The sequence below is a fragment of the Kocuria gwangalliensis genome, from assembly GCF_039544365.1.
In the GTDB taxonomy this organism is placed as follows: Bacteria; Actinomycetota; Actinomycetes; order Actinomycetales; family Micrococcaceae; genus Kocuria; species Kocuria gwangalliensis.
In genome coordinates, this window is the sequence record NZ_BAABLN010000001.1 from 1 (window position 1) to 18,328 (window position 18,328).

At 65.2% G+C, this 18,328-nt stretch carries 15 protein-coding genes; 7 read left to right on the top strand and 8 right to left on the bottom strand.

Going from position 1 to position 18,328, the window contains the following annotated elements:
- Positions 1-93 precede the first annotated feature (93 nt).
- Entirely contained in the window at positions 94-414 is a 321-nt protein-coding gene (locus ABEA06_RS00005; RefSeq protein ID WP_303382509.1) for a hypothetical protein, read from the bottom strand.
- A gap of 209 nt (positions 415-623) precedes the next feature.
- Between ABEA06_RS00005 and ABEA06_RS00010 the strand changes: the two genes are divergently transcribed.
- Positions 624-1,115 (top strand): YajQ family cyclic di-GMP-binding protein, encoded by a 492-nt coding sequence (locus ABEA06_RS00010; protein ID WP_303382508.1) that lies wholly within the window; start codon positions 624-626, stop codon positions 1,113-1,115.
- Positions 1,116-1,195: 80 nt separating this feature from the next.
- On the opposite strand, the gene htpX is transcribed toward ABEA06_RS00010, so the two are convergent.
- Together htpX and ABEA06_RS00020 are read right to left on the bottom strand one after the other, a co-directional pair.
- Positions 1,196-2,095, bottom strand: a complete 900-nt coding sequence (gene htpX / locus ABEA06_RS00015; RefSeq protein WP_312395671.1) for a zinc metalloprotease HtpX — start codon at positions 2,093-2,095, stop codon at positions 1,196-1,198.
- Positions 2,096-2,132: 37 nt separating this feature from the next.
- Positions 2,133-4,445: a sigma-70 family RNA polymerase sigma factor gene (locus tag ABEA06_RS00020; RefSeq protein ID WP_345310145.1), complete on the bottom strand. Its 2,313-nt coding sequence runs from the start codon at positions 4,443-4,445 to the stop codon at positions 2,133-2,135.
- Between the two features lie 535 nt (positions 4,446-4,980).
- On the opposite strand from ABEA06_RS00020, the gene ABEA06_RS00025 reads away from it, so the two are divergent.
- On the top strand, positions 4,981-6,477 hold the full coding sequence (locus ABEA06_RS00025; RefSeq protein WP_345310146.1) for a catalase: 1,497 nt from the start codon (positions 4,981-4,983) through the stop codon (positions 6,475-6,477).
- Between the two features lie 56 nt (positions 6,478-6,533).
- Here ABEA06_RS00025 and ABEA06_RS00030 read toward each other — a convergent pair whose 3' ends face one another.
- Positions 6,534-7,901: an SseB family protein gene (locus ABEA06_RS00030; RefSeq protein WP_345310147.1), complete on the bottom strand. Its 1,368-nt coding sequence runs from the start codon at positions 7,899-7,901 to the stop codon at positions 6,534-6,536.
- 189 nt (positions 7,902-8,090) lie between these two features.
- On the opposite strand from ABEA06_RS00030, the gene ABEA06_RS00035 reads away from it, so the two are divergent.
- Both ABEA06_RS00035 and rarD read left to right on the top strand, forming a co-directional pair.
- Positions 8,091-9,512, top strand: a complete 1,422-nt coding sequence (locus tag ABEA06_RS00035) for a DUF6882 domain-containing protein (protein ID WP_345310148.1) — start codon at positions 8,091-8,093, stop codon at positions 9,510-9,512.
- A 31-nt stretch (positions 9,513-9,543) separates the two neighbouring features.
- A complete protein-coding gene (gene rarD / locus ABEA06_RS00040; protein WP_303382502.1) occupies positions 9,544-10,494 on the top strand; it encodes an EamA family transporter RarD in 951 nt (316 codons plus the stop codon).
- 112 nt (positions 10,495-10,606) lie between these two features.
- Here rarD and ABEA06_RS00045 read toward each other — a convergent pair whose 3' ends face one another.
- From ABEA06_RS00045 to ABEA06_RS00060, 4 genes are all read right to left on the bottom strand, one after another.
- Entirely contained in the window at positions 10,607-10,801 is a 195-nt protein-coding gene (locus ABEA06_RS00045) for a methionine/alanine import family NSS transporter small subunit (RefSeq protein ID WP_303382501.1), read from the bottom strand.
- Complete coding sequence (locus tag ABEA06_RS00050; protein WP_345310149.1) at positions 10,798-12,570, bottom strand: sodium-dependent transporter; 1,773 nt, start codon at positions 12,568-12,570, stop codon at positions 10,798-10,800. Before ABEA06_RS00050 ends, ABEA06_RS00045 begins: the two co-directional genes overlap by 4 nt.
- Before the next feature lie 100 nt (positions 12,571-12,670).
- A complete protein-coding gene (locus ABEA06_RS00055) occupies positions 12,671-13,720 on the bottom strand; it encodes a polyprenyl synthetase family protein (RefSeq protein ID WP_303382499.1) in 1,050 nt (349 codons plus the stop codon).
- A gap of 22 nt (positions 13,721-13,742) precedes the next feature.
- Positions 13,743-15,014 (bottom strand): geranylgeranyl reductase family protein, encoded by a 1,272-nt coding sequence (locus ABEA06_RS00060; RefSeq protein ID WP_345310150.1) that lies wholly within the window; start codon positions 15,012-15,014, stop codon positions 13,743-13,745.
- A gap of 108 nt (positions 15,015-15,122) precedes the next feature.
- Here ABEA06_RS00060 and ABEA06_RS00065 point away from each other — a divergent pair, with 108 nt between their 5' ends.
- The 3 genes from ABEA06_RS00065 (at position 15,123) to ABEA06_RS00075 (ending at position 18,326) form a co-directional block, all read left to right on the top strand.
- Complete coding sequence (locus ABEA06_RS00065; RefSeq protein ID WP_345310151.1) at positions 15,123-16,520, top strand: isochorismate synthase; 1,398 nt, start codon at positions 15,123-15,125, stop codon at positions 16,518-16,520.
- An 88-nt stretch (positions 16,521-16,608) separates the two neighbouring features.
- Positions 16,609-17,379, top strand: a complete 771-nt coding sequence (locus ABEA06_RS00070; protein ID WP_345310152.1) for an ABC transporter substrate-binding protein — start codon at positions 16,609-16,611, stop codon at positions 17,377-17,379.
- A 149-nt stretch (positions 17,380-17,528) separates the two neighbouring features.
- Positions 17,529-18,326: an amino acid ABC transporter permease gene (locus tag ABEA06_RS00075; RefSeq protein ID WP_345310153.1), complete on the top strand. Its 798-nt coding sequence runs from the start codon at positions 17,529-17,531 to the stop codon at positions 18,324-18,326.
- Positions 18,327-18,328 lie beyond the last annotated feature (2 nt).

The window sequence follows — 18,328 nt, forward strand, 5'->3', positions numbered from 1 at the left end:
GATGACCAGCAGCCACGCCGGGACCCCACAAGCCCGCGCGAAAATCCACACCACACTCACCGACTTTGAAATAGCCCTGCAAAATTGGTCCGATCAGTTCATGTGGCGAACGATTTTGGCCGCAAAGGCATCCGCTTGCTCCTGGGTGACGTCGCCCAGGGCGACCGCGCGATCCAGGTCTTGACGGATGCCTGCCAGGCGCCGCTGGACCGCCACGCCCTGGCCGGCCACTGCATTGGACTGGACGGCGGGAGGAGTCAGCAGTGCGCGGGGTGGTTGAGCCTGAGCCGCTCCGGAACCACCGACGATAAGTCCTGCGGCAAGCGCTGTTCCCGCGAGGGCGCCACTGCCCCGGCGGAGTACGGCCTTGGAGACCTTGACCCCGGGCACACGGATACGCGACTGCTTTTTCATGGGCAAAACCCGTCTTGACAAGGAAGAATGATGGTCTGAAGCAGAACGGCTGCGGTCGATCTGAGTCATGGACTCATCCTTACCCGTGGTCCTGAAATCCGCCTGTGCTCCCGGTGACAAATTGATAACAACCAGGAGACCAGGACGACCACTAGGCTGGTCCGTGAGAGTTATCAGCACGCCTCCAACACCCAAGTGAAAGGAACACCGTGGCTTCAGAATCTTCGTTCGATGTGGTCAGCAAGGTAGACAAGCAGGAAGTCTCCAATGCCCTCAATCAGGCTCAGAAAGAGGTGTCCCAGCGCTACGACTTCCGCGGGGTGGGCGCCGAGATCGACTTCTCGGGCGAGAAGATCTTGATCAAGGCCAACTCCGAGGAACGAGCCCAGGCCGTTCTGGACGTGTTCCAGTCCAAGCTCGTCAAGCGCGGCATTTCCCTGAAGTCCTTGGACGACGGTGAACCGTACGCCTCCGGCAAGGAGTACCGCATCGAGTCCACCATCAAGGAGGGCATTGCCCAGGACCAGGCCAAGAAGATCACCAAGCTCATTCGCGATGAAGGGCCCAAGGGTGTGAAGGCCACCATCCAGGGCGACGAGCTGCGGGTGTCCTCCAAGTCCCGCGATGATCTGCAGGATGTGATTGCGCTGCTCAATGGGTCAGAACTCGACGTGGACCTGCAGTTCGTGAATTACCGCTGAGCCGAACCCGCCCTTGGTGGGGTCAGAAAGAAGCCGTGACCCGGGTTGGGGTCACGGCTTCTTCCGTGGCTGGTCGCTGATCAGTTGGTGCGGCCGTAGAACCCTCCGCTGCGCGCCATGTTCTCCAACCGAGCCACACGGTCGTCGGTCGATGGGTGGGTGCGGAACATGCTTTTGAGCCCGCCGCCCCGGAACGGGTTGGCGATCATCAGGTGCGACGTGTTGACGAGCTGTTGATCGTTAGGATTCATCGGACGCTGAGAGGCGCCGCCCTCGATCTTGCGCAGTGCGGATGCGAGCGCCAGCGGGTCACCGGTGAGCTGCGCGCCTTCCTGGTCGGCGTCGTATTCGCGGGTCCGTGAGATGGCCATTTGGATGACCATGGCGGCAACGGGAGCCAAGAAGGCCATGAGCAAGGCCACCAGCGGATTGCCGCCGCGGTCCCCGCCACGGCCGCCGAAAATGGCGGCGAACTGCAGGAATTGCGCGGCAGATGTGATGAGCCCCGCCACGGCTGCCGCCACCGAAGAGGTCAGGATATCTCGATTGTAAACATGCATCAGTTCGTGGCCCAGAACCCCGCGCAGCTCGCGCTCGTCCAAGATCTGGAGGATACCTTCCGTACAGCACACGGCGGCATTCTCCGGGTTACGGCCGGTTGCAAACGCATTGGGGCTCATGGTGGGGGCAATGAACAAACGCGGCATGGGCTGGCCCGCCCGCTGCGACAGGTCATGCACGATGCGGTACATGGTGGGCGCTTGCTGCGGCGTCACTTGAATTGCCCGCATGGACCGAATGGCCAGTTTGTCCGAGTTCCAGTAGCTGTACGCCGTGCCGATCAGTCCGATCACGGCAAAGATCACGATGAACACCGAGCTACGGGTAGCTCCGGCAATGACCGCGCCGATAACCAGCAGCACCGCCCACATGCCGCCCAGCAGCAGCACGGTTTTCAGCCCGTTGTAATGCTTATGCATTCCACCTTCTCCTCCGCACCGGGCTACCGCGCAGCAATTACGGGCGCGCACCGGTGAGTAAATATGCGATCCAATCAGTCAACGTCCAGCCGCTTGGTACTGTTCCCCACCGCCCTGTGACGTCGCTGGGATTTTCGGCCGCCGTCACGTCGGGGACATCCACCGCATCGGTGGGGTCCGGCGCGGGTTGCGTTGGGCCGGTCACCGGAGCGGTCGGTACGGGCACGGTCGGGTCGGTGGCAGGACCCGTCGGCTGGGTGTCCGGCCCGGCAACAGGCGGTTTCTCGGACGACGACGGCGCTCCGGGCGTCGCGGGCGCTTCGACCTCCGGCGCGCTCGGCTGGGCTTCAGGATTGTCCGGAGTTGCCGGGGCGTCCGGGGCGTCCGGGGTGTCGCTGCCGTTATTGTTTTCGACCGGGCCGTTCGGATCGGCCGGGCCGGGATCACCCGTGCCGACATTGCCCGAATCGGGAACCTCAGGGAGCGAATCGACCACCGGATCCGGAGTTTCGATAGGTCCGGGAACCTCGGGGACGGGAGTGATCGACGGATCCGGAGTCTCAGCGGGTCCGGGAACCTCAGGAAGCGGACTCGCCACAGAATTTGGCGTCTCAACGGACCCAGGAACACCAGGGACGGGCGTGACCACAGAATCCGGCGTCTCAACGGGTCCAGGAACCTCAGGAAGCGGACTCATTACAGAATCCGGCACCTCACCTGGTCCAGAGACACCAGGGACGGGCGTGACCACTGATTCCGGCGCCTCACCCGGTCCGGGAACCTCGGGGAGCGGAGTCACCAAAGGGTCCGGCGTTGCTATGGGTCCGGCAACCTCGGGGAACGGATCGACCCGCGGATCCGGAGTTCCGACGGGTCCGGGAACCTCGGGCGCCTCGCCGTCCCCGCCGCCCTCGGACGGCTCCTGGGCCGGGTTGTCACGCGGACCCGCAACTTCGGGGACCGGGGGCTCAACGGGCGGCACGGGGCCCGGCGGCACGGGCAGCACCGGCACCTCGAGCTGCGGGGTCACGGAATCCTCACGGGCCGCGGGTAGCCGGATGCTTGAAGGGTCATCCTTGGCAGGTGACGGGTCAGGCGCCGAGGATTTCAACGACCCGGTGGATTCGTCACCCCTGTCGCGGGCACCCGCACCCGGTGGATCACCCGCAGAACCCGCAGAACCCCCGGCAGGGTCATCCATGGCCGGTTGCGCCTGTCGCGTGTTCACCACCTCTGATGAGTCATGCTGGACGGTGGCCACGATGCCCGCCGTACCGGTCCCCGCAACGGCCACGCCGGCGGCAGCAAGAATGACCTTGGTGGCCGAACCGGTTATGACCCCGCCCGCGGCAGCGGTCACTGACGAAACCGAGGCAGTGGACGCGGCCGTTGCCGTCGCCGTCGCCGCAGCGGGAACTGAGGCCCCTGGGACGCAGGCCCCGAGCGGCGTCGTGGTAGCGGACATCACGCCGGAAACACCGGAAACGCCGACCGCGCCACCGGCACCCGCGGTGCCGAGTGCGGCAATCAGTCGATCCGGGGCATCGCCCCAGAGCGGCAGACCCGCCAGGATGGGCAGAATCCAGCCGCGCAGGCCCACACCCAGATCCTGGAGCTGAAGGTACTCCGCCGTGCATCGTTCGCAGGAATCGAGGTGGTCCTGCATGAGCTTCATCTTGGACGGTGTAAGCGTGCCGCGGACGAAAGCCCCCAGCTGCGCGGAGTATTCGCCGCATTCCTCGAGGGCTTGCGCGGATACGTGTTGCTGCATGTATGCCGTCCGGAGGCCCTCGCGAGCCCGCTTGCCCAGTGCGGAGACGGCGTTGGGTTGAATACCCACCACGGAGGCCACTTGGCGCGGCCGATAACCCTCGATCTCGAGGTACCAGAGCACCTCTTGCCAACGCTCGGGCAGGGATGCGAAGGCCCGCGCGACGACGGCGGCGTCCACTTGGCGCACCACGGTGTCGTCGAAGAGTTGGACCCGGTCCAGTTTGCCCTGCTCCTGGGGTTCCTGAGGCTGGGTCCGACTGAGGTCATTGGCGCGATCGGCTGCCAGACGGGACACGGCGGTGACCAGGTATGCGCGCAAGAATTGTCGTGGACCGCCACCGGACTTCAGGAGCGCGAGTACCCGGGTGAAGGCCTCCGAGGTGATGTCCTCCGCCTCAGCATGACTGTTGGTGTGCAGGCGGGCAACGGCGAACACTGCACCGCAGTGGCGCTTGTACAGTTCCCCAAAGGCTTGACGATCACCGATGCGAACAGCATCGAGTAATGGCTCATCATTGGCCGCTGGTGTCGAATTCTGCTGGCTATCCCGGAGAGCGGGACGTCGTGTGTCTTCCATGGCGCCTTAGGAGTGCTGACGGGTCCAACCATTGTGTCAGCACATCGGCAGTTGTCAGGCCGGGATACCGACTGTGACACAACTGAAACTATTCAGCCCAAAAGGTGGGCCGGGGGTGCGGTTACTCCCCAGACCCGCACCCCCGTCTCCTATCTCACCCGTCCCTCCCCCATCCGAGCAGCCCGCTCGGAAGTTGGTCGCTCTAGCCCACCGCTGCGCAGGGCCCTCCCCGGTCCTTGTGCTCCAACTGCGGCGGTACGTCGGTCCCCGAGCGCTGAGACCGTCCGGAATCGCACGCAGCCCGCGTGCGATTCACTATGTAGACAGCCCGGGACGTGAATCGTGACGCGAGATCGGAAAGAAATTTTGAAACTTCTTGTGAGACGTGCAGCACATCAAATTATTGTGAGTGATTCAGAATAACGGTACGATGGATACTCAGGAACACCACGTCGACCGGGGGTATCAACCCCTCGCGGTCGGTGTGGCCACAGCCACTGCGTTGAAGCCGGCGCAGGGTCACCCAGGAGGAACCTTGTCCGACAGCACTCCCCACGAACACGGCCTTCGACAGACCGGCTCGTTCACCACCGACCAGTTGGGAAAGCACGTCGCGTCCGACGAGCACTCACTGTCGGTGGGTGCAGACGGGCCCATTGTTCTTCACGACTCCTACGTGGTGGAGAAGCTCGCCGCGTTCGACCGCGAACGCGTCCCCGAGCGCGTGGTGCACGCCAAGGGTTCCGGTGCGTTCGGCGAACTGGACATTACCGAGGACGTGTCCCGCTACACCAAGGCCGCCGTGTTCCAACCCGGCACCAAAACCCCCATGCTGGCTCGCTTCTCCACCGTGGCCGGCGAGCTGGGCTCCCCCGACACCTGGCGCGACCCCCGCGGCTTCTCGCTGAAGTTCTACACCACCGAGGGCAACTTGGACATCGTGGGCAACAACACCCCCGTCTTCTTCGTCCGCGACGGCATCAAGTTCCCGGACTTCATCCACTCCCAGAAGCGACTGCCGGGTTCCGGCCTGCGCGACAACACCATGCAGTGGGACTTCTGGACCCAGTCCCCGGAATCCGCGCACCAAGTCACCTACCTGATGGGCCCCCGCGGCATCCCCAAGAGCTACCGGCACATGAATGGCTACGGCTCCCACACCTATCAGTGGGTCAATGAACACGGCGCGCGTTTCTGGATCAAGTACCACTTCATCGCGGACCAGGGTGTGGAAGGCCTCACCGATGAGGCAGCGAAAAAAATTGCCGGTGAGGATGCCGACGCCCACCGCCGCGACCTCCACCAGGCCATCGAGAACGGCGATTTCCCCTCCTGGACGCTGTACGTGCAGGTCATGCCCTATGAGGATGCCAAGGACTACCGTTTCAACCCGTTCGACGTCACCAAGACGATCTCCAAGAAGGACTACCCCCGCATCAAGGTGGGTAAGTTCACCCTGAACCAGAACCCCCTGAACCACTTCGCCCAGATCGAGCAGGCGGCGTTCTCGCCGGGCAACACCGTTCCGGGCGTGGAGATTTCCCCGGACAAGATGCTGATGACTCGCGTGTTCTCCTACCCGGACACCCACCGCCACCGCATCGGCCCGAACTTCGCGGACCTTCCCGTGAACTTCCCGTACCGCGCCGACCAGAACTCCTACTCCCACGACGGTCCCATGCGTTACTCGTTCAAGCACCCGAACCAGCCGGTCCATGCCCCCAACACCACGGGTGGCCCGGTGGCCGGTGGCGAGAAGGCCGCTGACGAGTTGCGCTGGGAGTCCGACGGCGACATGCTCCGCGCCGCAGCCACCCTGCACTCCGAGGACGACGACTTCGGCCAGGCCGGCACCCTGTTCCGAGAGGTCTTCAGCGCCGAGGAGAAGGCCCAGACCGTTGAGAACATTGCGGCTCACGTGGGCGATGTTTCGGATGAAGCCATCCAGGAACGCGCCTTCCAGTACTGGGAGCACGTGGACACGGACCTCGGCATGCGCGTGCGCACAGCAGTTGCACGGCGGCGGGACTGAGGGTGGCGCGGGTCGGGACCGCATCCATGGCCGTCTACATCGGGTGAGCGCGGCCATTAGCCCTGTTTGTCGTGCCGCTGCCCCTCCTGCTGGGCCACGAGGTCCAGGAGCTCTCGCACTTGCTGTGCGGGGATGGTGGCCACCGGGGGCAGAGCGTTGACGCACACCCCGGCCGCTCCCGAGTCCACGGCGAATTTGAGGACGTCCCGTGACGGTGCGGCACGAACCTGCAGGCTGGTGTCCAGTGCAGCAATTTCCGCAGCCGAGGTGAACACCATGATGGTGTCCGGTGCGGCGTTCGGATCCTGGGGTTGCACCATGACGGGCATGGATTTTCCGTTACGGTCGCGCGTGCCGAAGAGCAACTGGCCGTTGGGGTTGAGGATCGCCGCCAGCAACCCGGACATGTTGTTGTCCAGCAGGGCTTCCTTGACCGCGCGGTTGTGCGGGGTCCGGTTGACCCATTCAATTTGTGCACGCTCGATGCGCATGGGGTTCTCTCCCCCGGGGTCGAAGACCAGTTCGTCGTACTGGGGGTCCGTGGCCACCATGTTGAGCACGGCCGCAGACTGCTGACGGAACAACACCGGTTCCGTTTTCTCGGGATCCTTGTTGTTCTCCCGGAACACCGCGCGCGCCTCGTCCGTGGTCGTGTACACCGCCAAGGCACGAGTGCCGTCCTCCTGTCCCAATGCCTGCACCCGGATCTGCGATTCCGGGCCTACCGGTTGACCCTCCTCGCCCGGCACCAGATCCGAACCGGTGATGTCCAGCAGCACCATGCCGGTCATGGCCTCGCGCAGGACGTTGGCCATTGCCTGGTCCACGGGATTCGCCACGTACTCGGCGATTGCCGCGCGCAATCGGGGGTGGGTGTGGTCGGCCTGGGCACCGTGGTCCTCGGACGGGTCCACGAACTCGAGATCAATGCCCTGTTCCCCGGCAAGCCCGATAGCCCACTCCGGCGTGCGTGCCACAGTGCGAGGGAACTCACCCAGATGCGCGGCGATGTCCTGAGCTTCGTAGCGGCCCTCATGCAAGAACTGCTGCGGCAAATCGTGGAAGTTATACCGCGCTGCAAAGCGGTAGTCGGGTTCGGGCCACCCCTTCGCGGCAATCGTGACGCTGACGGTGAGCCACGTTCCGCGGCCCTTCAGATAGCAACTGCGCTGTAGTTCGGCCAGAGATTCGAGCACGGGGCTGCCCTGCTTGATGGGTCCCGCCGCACCGGGGATCGCGGTTCCGTCCCGGTTTTCGGCGACCCGCAAATACACCCGGTCACCCTGCGGTTTGAAGTCGACGCGCGTGGAGTCCCACCCGGGCTCGGTCCGCAGGACCGACAAAACCCAACGTCCGATCTCCGCCACCAGCTCGCGTTCGCTGCGTGTACCCGGGTCCTGTTCGGTGTGCGGAGCTGAGGTCATGGTGAGTTTTGTTCCCTTCGGCCCGGCCGTCCGGTGCCCGTTGGCTGAAGCGGGCTTTCCCGCGGTCCTCTTGCAGCAACCCTATCCAACGCGATAGGAACGTCAGCAGCCTGGGATCTTTCTGCCAGACGCGGTGAAAACCGCCAGGAGCTGCGCGGAGGTGCCGTGCCAGTTGTTAGCCTGGGTGCTATGACAAAAACGTTGCAGGAGCTGATCGACGCTTCTATTTTCATCTCCACCGAATACCAGGCAGTGCTGGCGGAGCTGTCTCAGGGCGCGGATTGGGACGTGGATTTTTCCGCGCCGTCGTTCACCCTGCAAACCACCCCGCCGCTCACGCTCACCCCGTACCTGCTGGGCACCGAATCAGCGGCGCGCGGTAGCTGGATCTGGTCCTGGCAGGAGCTGGGCCACTTCAACCCGCAGGTCGTGTCCGCCGCCGTCCAGGCCAAGGAGGCCGGCCAGCGATTGGAAGTCGACGAATTGACCACCGACGAGCAGCCACTCCAGGACGGGCTTGCCCGCCGCCTCACGTTGGCGGCCAAAGCGGTCACGGGCCTGTACGCCCACTACCCTGCCCGCGCCGGCGGCAACATCACCGCGTGGCTGCTGCTCGAGGGCGAGGCCTTCCAGCTGCCGCGCTTGAGCGAGCAGCGCATGATGCAGGTGATTGGTGAGTCCCTGACCACCGATACCGCCGTGGACCACAACCTGGCCGTGAACAGTTACGCCGCCCTGCGCGGCGCGCACGTCGAGTGGGACACGGACGCCACCTGCGTGGTCACCGTTCACGACGGCGCTCAGCGCTTCTGGTTCGACGACCACCAGATCACCGGCGTGGAACCCGCGGAGCCCTCCGTGGGCCCGGAGGAACTCGAGGATCTCGAGCGCCGGGCCGAGACCCACCGTGAGGCACTGCGCGAGGACCGCCAGGTCGCCATGAAGCTCGCCGTACAGCTGGGCGAACTCCAACGCGCCGAGGCCGAGGAGAAGAACGAGCGGGAACGCGAGGCGTCCGAGAACGAGCGCCGCGAGCGCGAGGCGGCCAAGGCGGCGTCGGCCCCGGAAGAAGAGCCCCTGCCCGAGGAGCTGTCCGCGGAGGACATCTCCGCCCCGGAGCCGGAACAGCCCGAGGACGACGTCGCTGTTGCCGCCGGCGAGCTGCGCGACGGCGACCGCCCCTTCGATCAGGAACCCACTCGGGAGCCGGCTGTCCCCGGTCGGGTGCAGACCACCGTGCTGCCGGACCCGGAGGAAGTGCCCGAACCCACAGCGGGCCCCGAGGCTTCTCCGCAGCCGAACACCACCACCATTGGGCGTATCCCCGAGCCGGACCTCGCGGCCTCCCAGCCGGGTGTGTCCCGGGAGGAGGAGTCCGCCCTGGTTGATCGCGATGAGCGCGCGGCCCGTGACGAGCCGCGCATTGCCGATGCCCGCGGCGAACGCGAGCATGACACCGCCGCCCGCCGCGAGACCGTGGCCGGCCCCGGCGCGGCCGAGGACATCTCGGCCCCCGCCGTGGTTGACGGTGAAGAGGTCGAGACCAACGAGCAGTTGGAGAAGAAGGGCGAGAAGAAGAAGGGATTCTTCAGCCGCTTCTTCGGTGTGTGACCGAGGTGCCGTCCACCGTTAGGATCGGATGGTGACGTACAACGTGGAGACCGGTCCGGGACCTGATCGGAAAAAAAGGACCCGGGCCGGTTTTCTGTACGGTTTTGGCGCGTACGGCATCTGGGGTCTGCTGCCCCTGTATTTCATTCTGCTGTTGCCCGCCACCGCGTACGAGATCGTGTCGGCGCGCGTCCTGTTCTCACTGATCTTCTGTCTGATCCTGCTGGCGCTCACGCGCTCCCTGGGTGCCATGAAGCAGCTCTTCCGGGATGGCAAAGCAGCCATTGCCCTCATGATTGCGGGGCTGCTGATCGCCGGGAACTGGCTGCTCTACACCGTGGCCACCACCACCGAGCGCACGCTGGAAGCCTCCCTGGGATACTTCATCAACCCCATTGTGGCCGTGCTGCTGGGGGTGATCGTGTTGCGCGAGAAGCTGCGACCCTTGCAATGGGCCGCCATTGTCGTGGGGTGCCTGGCGGTGCTGGTGATGTCCGTGTTCTACGGTTCCGTGCCGTGGCTGTCCCTGGGGCTCGCGTTCTCGTTCGGGTTCTACGGACTGGTGAAGTCCACGATCGGAAGCCGCTACCCGGCACTCGTGACACTCACCGGTGAAACCGCGGCCATCGCTCCCCTGGCCCTGGTCGGCATGATCTTCTTGAACTCGCAGGGCCAGGTCACGCTGTTCTCGGAAGGCGCCGGCCACTTCTGGCTGCTGGCGTCCTCCGGCATCATCACCGCTGTGCCCCTGCTGTTGTTCGGTTCCGCGGCCGCCCGCCTTCCCCTGAGCACCGTGGGCATGATCCAATACGTAGCACCCATTGGTCAGTTCATTCTGGCCATTGCCGTCCTGGGCGAATCCATGCCGCTGGAACGCTGGATCGGGTTCGGTATCGTCTGGTGCGCGGTGCTCCTCATGATTCTCGACGCCGTTCGCGCACCCCGCGCACGCCGGCTGCAACGGAAACGGAACACTGCTTAGCCACTGTTCTTTCCCGGGTACGACAAAGGCCGGGGCGCACCCGGATTCCTCGCGGGATCCCAGCGCGCCTCGGCCTTCGGTCATGTGTTCGCCCGGTGACGGCGGCGCCCGGTCAGCGGGACGGTTCACCCACGCGGGAGCGCTCCCCCGGTTCCGGGTGACCGAAATCATCGGGCTGCTCCGGATAGTCCGGGTCCAGCTCATCGACTTCTTCCGGTGAGCGTCGGATGTTGACGATGGAGAGCAGCAGCCCGCCCCACACCAACACGATGGCAACGATCATCATGACAATGGCTGTGGTGCTCATCGGGCACTTCCTTCCTGGTTGTCACGGGTGGGCCGACCCGCGGAACGTGACGCGGCGGCGTCGTCGGCGGTTGCCGTGCCGTCTTCCCAGGGAGCCCGCTGGTGCACAACGGTGCCGTGCTGGATGGCCCGCAGCGAGTAGTCCTGGTCCAGTGCCGGGCTGCGCAGGGCCGTGCCCCGGTAGTGGGTGAAGGACTTGTCCTGGGCCAGCAGCTCGCGGTCCAGGTAGGCGTCCTGCACGCTGGGCGCAGGGCTGGTGAAAGCTGCCGACGTGCGACGGGACCAGGGCAACTTGGACAGCAGGTAGGCAATGACCACCAAGCCGCCGGCCATACCCCAGCCGAACACGTTGACGAACCACTGAGGCATGTCGTTGTAGCCCTCGGCGAGGTTGAGCGTGAGCTGATCGATCAGCATGTAGCCCAGCACCACGGGGGTCACTGCACCGGCCACGATCATCCAGGTACGGCCCAACTTGAACGAGGACACCGAGTTGAGGTGATCGCGCAGAGTGGGCAGCGCCGAGAATCCGGCAGTCAGCATGAGCACCGAGATCAGGGCTGCGGCGACAATGCCAAAGTTGTTCACAAAGGCGTCCACCACGTCCAGGAGGTTCAAACCCGTGGTCGTGGGGAAGAACAGCAGCGACACAATCGCCAGCGGAATGACAACCACCGCCACTGCCACCGGGCGGCTCAGGCCCAACTTGTCACGGAAGCCGGCCACGATCACTTCCACGATCGAAATCATGGACGTGAAGCCGGCGAAGGCCAGTGCACCGAAGAACAGCACACCGATGAGCACGCCGAACGGTGCCTCGGAAATGATGGCCGGGAAGGCAATGAACGCCAGGCCGATACCGGAGGTCGCGACCTCGTCCACACCGGTGCCAGCTGCCGCGGCCATGAAGCCCAGCGCCGCGAACACGCCGATACCCGCCAGGATCTCGAAACTCGAGTTGGCGAAACCGACCACCAGCGCCGAACCCGTCAGGTCCGACTTGGGCTTGAGGTAGGCGGCGTAGGTGATCATGATGCCGAAGCCCACGGACAGCGAGAAGAAGATCTGGCCGTACGCGGCAACCCACACGGAGGAGTCACCCAGTGCCTCCCAGGAGGGCGTGAACAGAGCATCCAAACCGCCGCTGGCGCCGGGCAGGGTCAGGGCGATCCCGACCATGATCAGGAACATGACCACGAGGAGCGGAATCAGGATGGCATTGATACGACCAATACCCTTCTGCACGCCCATCATGAGCACCACCAACAGGGCGAGCCAGGCAATGGCTGTGGCAATGAACACCGGCCAAATGAAGTTGAAGCTAATGGTGACTTCATCCGAGACCTGCATGTAATCCGACATGAAGAAGCCCGCCGGATCATCTCCCCAGGCCTTGGTGAACGAGAAGATCGTGTACTGCATGGCCCACGCGAGAATGATCGCGTAGTACAGCGCGATGACCACGCAAATACCCAGTTGCCACCACCCGATCATTTCTAGTTTGGGGTGGAGCCGGCGATATGCCAGGGGCGCGGAGGCCCGGTAACGGTGGCCCACCGCGTAGTCGAGCATCAGCAGAGGGATACCCGCGGTCAGCAGAGCGACCAGGTAAGGGATAAGAAATGCGCCGCCACCGTTGTCATACGCGACATAGGGGAAACGCCAGATATTGCCCAGACCAACGGCGGAGCCGATGGCGGCAAAGATGAACATGGTGCGTCCGGAGAAAGCCTCGTTGGAAGCGCCACCACGTAAAGATTTAGTGGACATTCGATGATCCTCACAGGGGGAACACATCCCGCCCGAGCATCAGTCTGGATCACAGCGTGATGCGGGGCGGTTTTTGGATGTTCCCCAGCTTACTGAGGTATCAGCCTTCTCTGTGCACCACCGCGTGGGCAAATTCGATCAGCGCCGCCTTGGTCACGGTTTCCGGCAGCGGCCGGATCGCGGCAATGGCATCGTCGGCCCACCGGTTGGCCGTGTCCCACGCCTCTGCGGACACGGGATGGGCGGTCACGGCCGCCACCGCTCGGGCCAGCGCGTCATCGCTGGACAGGTCACCGTCAATGAGGTCCAGGACCTCCCGGGCGGGGTCCGCGACCGACCGGTCCTCGCATTCCGCATCCCGGCGCAGCAGGAGCACGGGCAGCGTGTCCACGCCTTCGCGCAGGTCGGTGCCCGGGGTCTTGCCGGACACGTCGTCGTGTCCCGTGAGATCAATGATGTCGTCCGCGAGTTGGAAGGCCAGGCCCACCTTTTCGCCGTACTCGACCAGCATGTCGATGACGTCTCGCGGGGCTCCGCCCAACAGGGAACCGTACTGGCCGCTGGCGGCAATCAGCGAACCGGTCTTACCCGCCAACACATTGAGGTAATGGGCCACGGGGTCCTGGCCCTCGGCGGGGCCGGTGGTTTCCTGCAGCTGCCCGATGACCAGCCGTTCGAACGTCCTTGCCTGGATCAGCAAGGGCTCCTGGCCCAGCTCGGAGACCATGGCAGAGGCGCGGGCGAAGATCAGGTCACCGGTGAGGATTGCCACGGAGTTGCCCCACACCGTCTGCGCGGTCTCGACACCGCGACGCAGCGGGGCGGAATCCATTACGTCGTCGTGGTAGAGCGTGGCCAGGTGCGTCATTTCCACCACGGCCGCGGCTTCGATCACCTTCTGGTTGATCTGACCGGCCGCGTCCGCGGCAAGCAGTGTGAGCAGCGGGCGCACTCGTTTGCCGCCGGCCTGCAGCAGGTGACGCGCGGTCACGTCTGCCAGGTGATCGGTCGAGCGCAGGGCCTCTTCCAGCCGCGTTTCGATCTGCGCGAGTGATTCCACGACGAGCGGACCCAGGCGGTCGTCCCGGGCAATGAGCTCAAATCCTGCGGGCAAACGCAATGAGCCATTCAGTCGGCTGGTTTCAGTCACGGTGTATCACTCTATCGACAATTCAACGGGAGGGTGTTAGCGCATCAATGAGCGCTACGGCACGGTCGGTCATGGTTCGGGCGGGGCGGTCCGAGAGCTCCGTCATGATTTGCACCGCGAATCGCATCAACTGGGGCATGCGCATGCCCGCGCGCACTCCCGCGCTCAACAAAGCCGGGTGCCCAATGAGTTCGGCGAGCGCGCGGCCCTGCACGAAGTGGGCACCCCATTCCTCGTGTACCAGCTGCGGGTAGCGAGCCAGCGCATTCTCGCGCTGTTGAAGCCCGTGGGCCGCCGCGGCATCCACCACGCACGAGGCCGCGAACAGCGCCGATTCCATGGCGTTGGAGATGCCCTCACCGTTGAACGGGGACACCAGCCCGGCGGAATCGCCGAGCAGCATGAGGCCGGGAACGTAGTGCGGGGTGCGGTTGGCGGCCATGGGCAGGGCGGCCGAACCCACGCGGCCCTCTTGGTGCTCGGGGTCGAAGGTCCATTCGGCGGGCATGGACGCCGCCCAGTCGCGCAGCACGGCGCGGTAGTCGAGGGTGCCGAAGGCGGGCGAGGTGTCCAGGATGCCCAGGCCCACATTGGCGGTGCCGTCCCCCACGCCGAAGACCCAGCCGTAGCCGGGCAGCAGCGACCGCTTGGGGTCGGTGCCGTCCACGAGTTCGAGCCAACCCTCCATCCAGTCCAGTTCCGAGCGCGGAGAACGGTAATAGGTGCGCACGGCCACACCCATGGGCCGGTCCTTGCGGCGGTGCAGACCGGCCGCGACCGCGGTGCGGGTCGAGTTGCCGTCAGCGGCCATCACGAGATCCGCGTGGTGATCCTCGGTCTGCGAGGTCCGGCGCCCGGTGGCGGGGTCCATCACGGTGGCCCGCAGGCCGATGATCCGACCGGTGTCATCGCGTAACACGTCCTGCACGGAACGGTGTTCGATCACGGTGGCGCCGGCGCCCTGGGCATGCCGGATGAGGTCCTCGTCGAAGCCGGCGCGCGTGCGCACCAGGCCGTAGGCGGGAAAGTCGGTGAGTTCGGGCCACGGGAATTCCACGGTGCGTCCGACTGCCACCAGGCGCAGTCCCTGATTGCGCTTGTACCCGTGCTCGGCCGTGTGGGGCAGGCCCATAAGCTGCATTTGCTTCACGGCGCGCGGGGTCAGCCCGTCGCCGCACACCTTTTCGCGCGGATAGCTGGTTTTCTCCAACACCGTGACGGAGATTCCCTGGGCGGCCAACCAGTAGGCTGCGGTGGCTCCGGCGGGGCCGCCCCCGCTGATCAATACCTTCACTGTGCTGTGGCCCTCCGTGTGCCCCTAGCCGTTACTGCTCGGTCCGTCGTCCATTGTGTCATTGCCGATGAGCTTTCTCCGCCCGCAGCCGTCCTATGCTGGAGGGCAATGACCATTGATACTTCCCCACCCAGCATGAGTGTCCTCACGGTGCCCGCGGCCGACTTGCCGGCCGCCGCGGATTTCGCCACCCAGCCAGACGTCCGCCGCCTGCTGGGTAGCCGCGATCCGGCCACGTGGATCCTGCGCGGTCAGGGGCTGGTGGGGCTGGGTCGGTCCGCCGAGTTCCGGGTGCGCGGCGGGACCCGCTTCACCTCCGCTCGCGTGTGGTGGGACGCCGTGCGCGATTCCGCCACCGTGGACGACCGCGTCAACCGACCCGGCACCGGCCTGCTGGCCTTCGGGGCGTTCGCTTTTTCGCCCTCCTCCACCGCCGATTCGGGGCTCGTGGTCCCGGAACTTGTGATCGGCTCCGACGAACACGGCGCGTGGGTCACGCTGATCCGCACCGATTGCGCCGCACTCACGACCGCCGACGCCGACGCCGCTTGGCGGGCTCACGTGGTCGAGTCACCGGCCACGCTCCACACGCGAGACGCGCCCGACACGGCGAGTGCGGCGGCGTCGTACCCCACCGCGACCCCGGGTGCCCTGGACGAGGACCGTTGGATGGCGGCCGTGGCGGACGGCGTCGACATGATTCGAGCGGGTGATCTGGACAAGCTGGTGCTGGCGCGCGACGTGGTGGTCGACGCGGGGCGGCCCATTGAACTCAGCGCTGTACTTGCGCGGCTGAGTGACCGGTACGACTCGTGCTGGACGTATTGTGTACGCCCCGGTGGCGCCGCCGACCCGAACGCGGGGCGACTGCTGGGCGCGACCCCGGAAATGCTGATCCGTGTGAAGCAGGGGACGGCCTCGGCGCGCGTGCTCGCGGGAACCCTGGACCGGCACGACCTCCCGGAGGGCGCCAATCCCGAGGACTTCGCCGGCGTGACCCTGGGCGGGTCCGACAAGCAGCAGCGCGAGCACAAGTTCGCCGTGGACTCCCTGCTCGCGGGGCTGTCGCCGTATGCGCAGACCGTGCACGGCGAGGAAGAACCCTTCATCCTGGCCCTGCCCAACGTGTGGCACCTGGCCTCCGACGTGCGCGCCGAACTGCGCACCGGTGTTGACGGCACTCTGCCCTCCCCGCTCGAACTGGCCGAGGCCGTTCACCCGACCGCCGCCGTGTGCGGAACCCCGACCGACGTGGCCGGCGGCGTGATCGAAGATTTAGAGCGCATGGATCGCGGTTTGTACGCCGGTCCCGTGGGCTGGCTCGATGCCTCCGGTAACGGCGAATGGGGCATCGCGCTGCGCGGTGCGGTGCAACTCGACGCGCGGCGGGCCCGTGTGAGCGCGGGATGCGGGATCGTCGCGGAATCCGACCCCCGGGCCGAACTGGCCGAGACCTGGGCCAAACTGCGACCCATGCTCGAGGCCCTGCCCGCTACGCGCGCGTGAGTCCCTGCGGGTTCGGGTCGCCGGAAATAACGGCGTAGTAAGGTTTTCCACAAACTACACAGCGTTATTGCTTTCCGAGGGAGATCCCATGTCCAAGCTTCGCCGCGTACTGCCCGCCCTGGCCCTGCTGTCCGCCACCGGCCTGATCCTCACCGGCTGCGAATCCACGTCCGAGTCCGATTCCCAGGCCGGCGGCGAGGGCGGCAAGCTCACCGTGTGCGCCAATTCGCCCTATCCCCCGTTCGAGTTCGAGCGCGACGGCGAGGTCGTGGGCTTCGACATGGCGCTGGCCGATGAGATCGCCAAGGACCAGGGCAAGGAAAAGGAATTCATCCAGGCGAACTTCGAGACCCTGGAATCCGGCGCCGCCCTGGACACCGGCCAGTGCGAAATGGTCATCTCCGGTATGGGGATCACCGACGAGCGCAAAGCCTCCATGGACTTCTCCAAGCCGTACTTCAATGACGAGATCGGCTTGTTGACCACCAAGGATTCCGGCATCACCGGCTTCGACTCCATTGGCGACACCTCCGTGGGAGCACAGCAAGCCACCTCCGGTGAGAAGTTCGCCCAGGAAAAGGGTGCCACCGTGCAGCAGTTCGAGGACGTGGAGCTCATGTTCCAGTCCCTGGAGACCGGCGGGGTGAAGGCCGTGTCCGGTAACATCTCCACGCTGGGCAACCGCGCCGAGGAGAACGAGAACCTCGAAATCGTGGAGACCGTGGACACCGGCGAGAACCTGGGTGTGGCCGTGAAGAAGGGCAACACCCAGCTTCTCGATTCCGTGAACCAGACCCTGGACCGCCTCAACGAGGACGGCACCATGGACAAGATGCGCGAAGAGTGGATCGGTCTCTGACCCGGCAAACCACCGATGCCGGAAACCGATGTGATCTGCAACGTGTGCCGGGCGAGTCTCTCGCCCGGCACACCCGTTGCCTGCGCACTGCGAGATGATTGAACAAGAAATTCTGTGAGGACGTTTGTAATGACTGAGGGAGAAAACTGATGGCCATGACCACCCGGCAGCGCGCCAAGCTGTCGCGGGGCATCCAGTACGCCGTGCTGATACTGGTGTTGATCGCCCTGGTCGTTCTCGCGGACTGGCGCATTCTGTACGAACGGGTGTTCAACCCCGCGGTGATCGCGGATCAGTTCCCCGGGATCATCACCGTTGCCCTGAAGAACACGCTCATCTACACGGCCCTCGGTTTCGTGGTGGGGCTGAGCCTGGGTGTGGTCCTGGCGCTCATGAAACTCTCCTCCGTGGCACCGTACCGGTGGATCGCGACCCTTTACATCGAGTTCTTCCGCGGCGTCCCCGCACTGTTGGTGTTCCTGGCTCTGGGCTACGGCATCCCCTTGGCGTTCGGCTTCCGGTTCAATCACTACGTGACCGTGATGATCGCCCTGGGTGTGGTGGCAGCGGCCTACATCGCGGAGTCCCTGCGCGCCGGCCTGCAGGCGGTTCCCGCGGGCCAGTACGAAGCCGCCCGATCCCTGGGCATGTCCCACACCCGCGCCATGGTGACCATTGTCATCCCCCAAGCGCTGCGCATTGTGTTGCCGCCACTGACCAACGAGGTCATCCTGCTGACCAAGGACTCCTCCCTGGTCTATCTGCTGGGCATGGGATTGGCCCAGTACGAACTCACCAAGTTCGGCCGCGAGGGCATTTCCGGCGCCGGCGCGGGCCTGACACCGCTGGTCGCGGCGGGTATCTGTTACCTGATCATCACCGTGCCGCTGGGTATCCTGTCCCGCCGCTTTGAAACCAAGACCGACCGCGTCAAGAAGTCCTCCTAGGA

Excerpts from the sequence above, each read along its gene's own strand:
- ABEA06_RS00020 (WP_345310145.1), bottom strand. The coding sequence starts at position 4,445 with ATGGAAGACACACGACGTCCCGCTCTCCGGGATAGCCAGCAGAATTCG.
- ABEA06_RS00075 (WP_345310153.1), top strand. The coding sequence starts at position 17,529 with ATGGCCATGACCACCCGGCAGCGCGCCAAGCTGTCGCGGGGCATCCAG.
- ABEA06_RS00005 (WP_303382509.1), bottom strand. The coding sequence starts at position 414 with ATGAAAAAGCAGTCGCGTATCCGTGTGCCCGGGGTCAAGGTCTCCAAG.
- ABEA06_RS00035 (WP_345310148.1), top strand. The coding sequence starts at position 8,091 with ATGACAAAAACGTTGCAGGAGCTGATCGACGCTTCTATTTTCATCTCC.
- ABEA06_RS00065 (WP_345310151.1), top strand. The coding sequence starts at position 15,123 with ATGACCATTGATACTTCCCCACCCAGCATGAGTGTCCTCACGGTGCCC.
- ABEA06_RS00050 (WP_345310149.1), bottom strand. The coding sequence starts at position 12,570 with ATGTCCACTAAATCTTTACGTGGTGGCGCTTCCAACGAGGCTTTCTCC.
- ABEA06_RS00070 (WP_345310152.1), top strand. The coding sequence starts at position 16,609 with ATGTCCAAGCTTCGCCGCGTACTGCCCGCCCTGGCCCTGCTGTCCGCC.
- ABEA06_RS00045 (WP_303382501.1), bottom strand. The coding sequence starts at position 10,801 with ATGAGCACCACAGCCATTGTCATGATGATCGTTGCCATCGTGTTGGTG.
- htpX (WP_312395671.1), bottom strand. The coding sequence starts at position 2,095 with ATGCATAAGCATTACAACGGGCTGAAAACCGTGCTGCTGCTGGGCGGC.
- ABEA06_RS00030 (WP_345310147.1), bottom strand. The coding sequence starts at position 7,901 with ATGACCTCAGCTCCGCACACCGAACAGGACCCGGGTACACGCAGCGAA.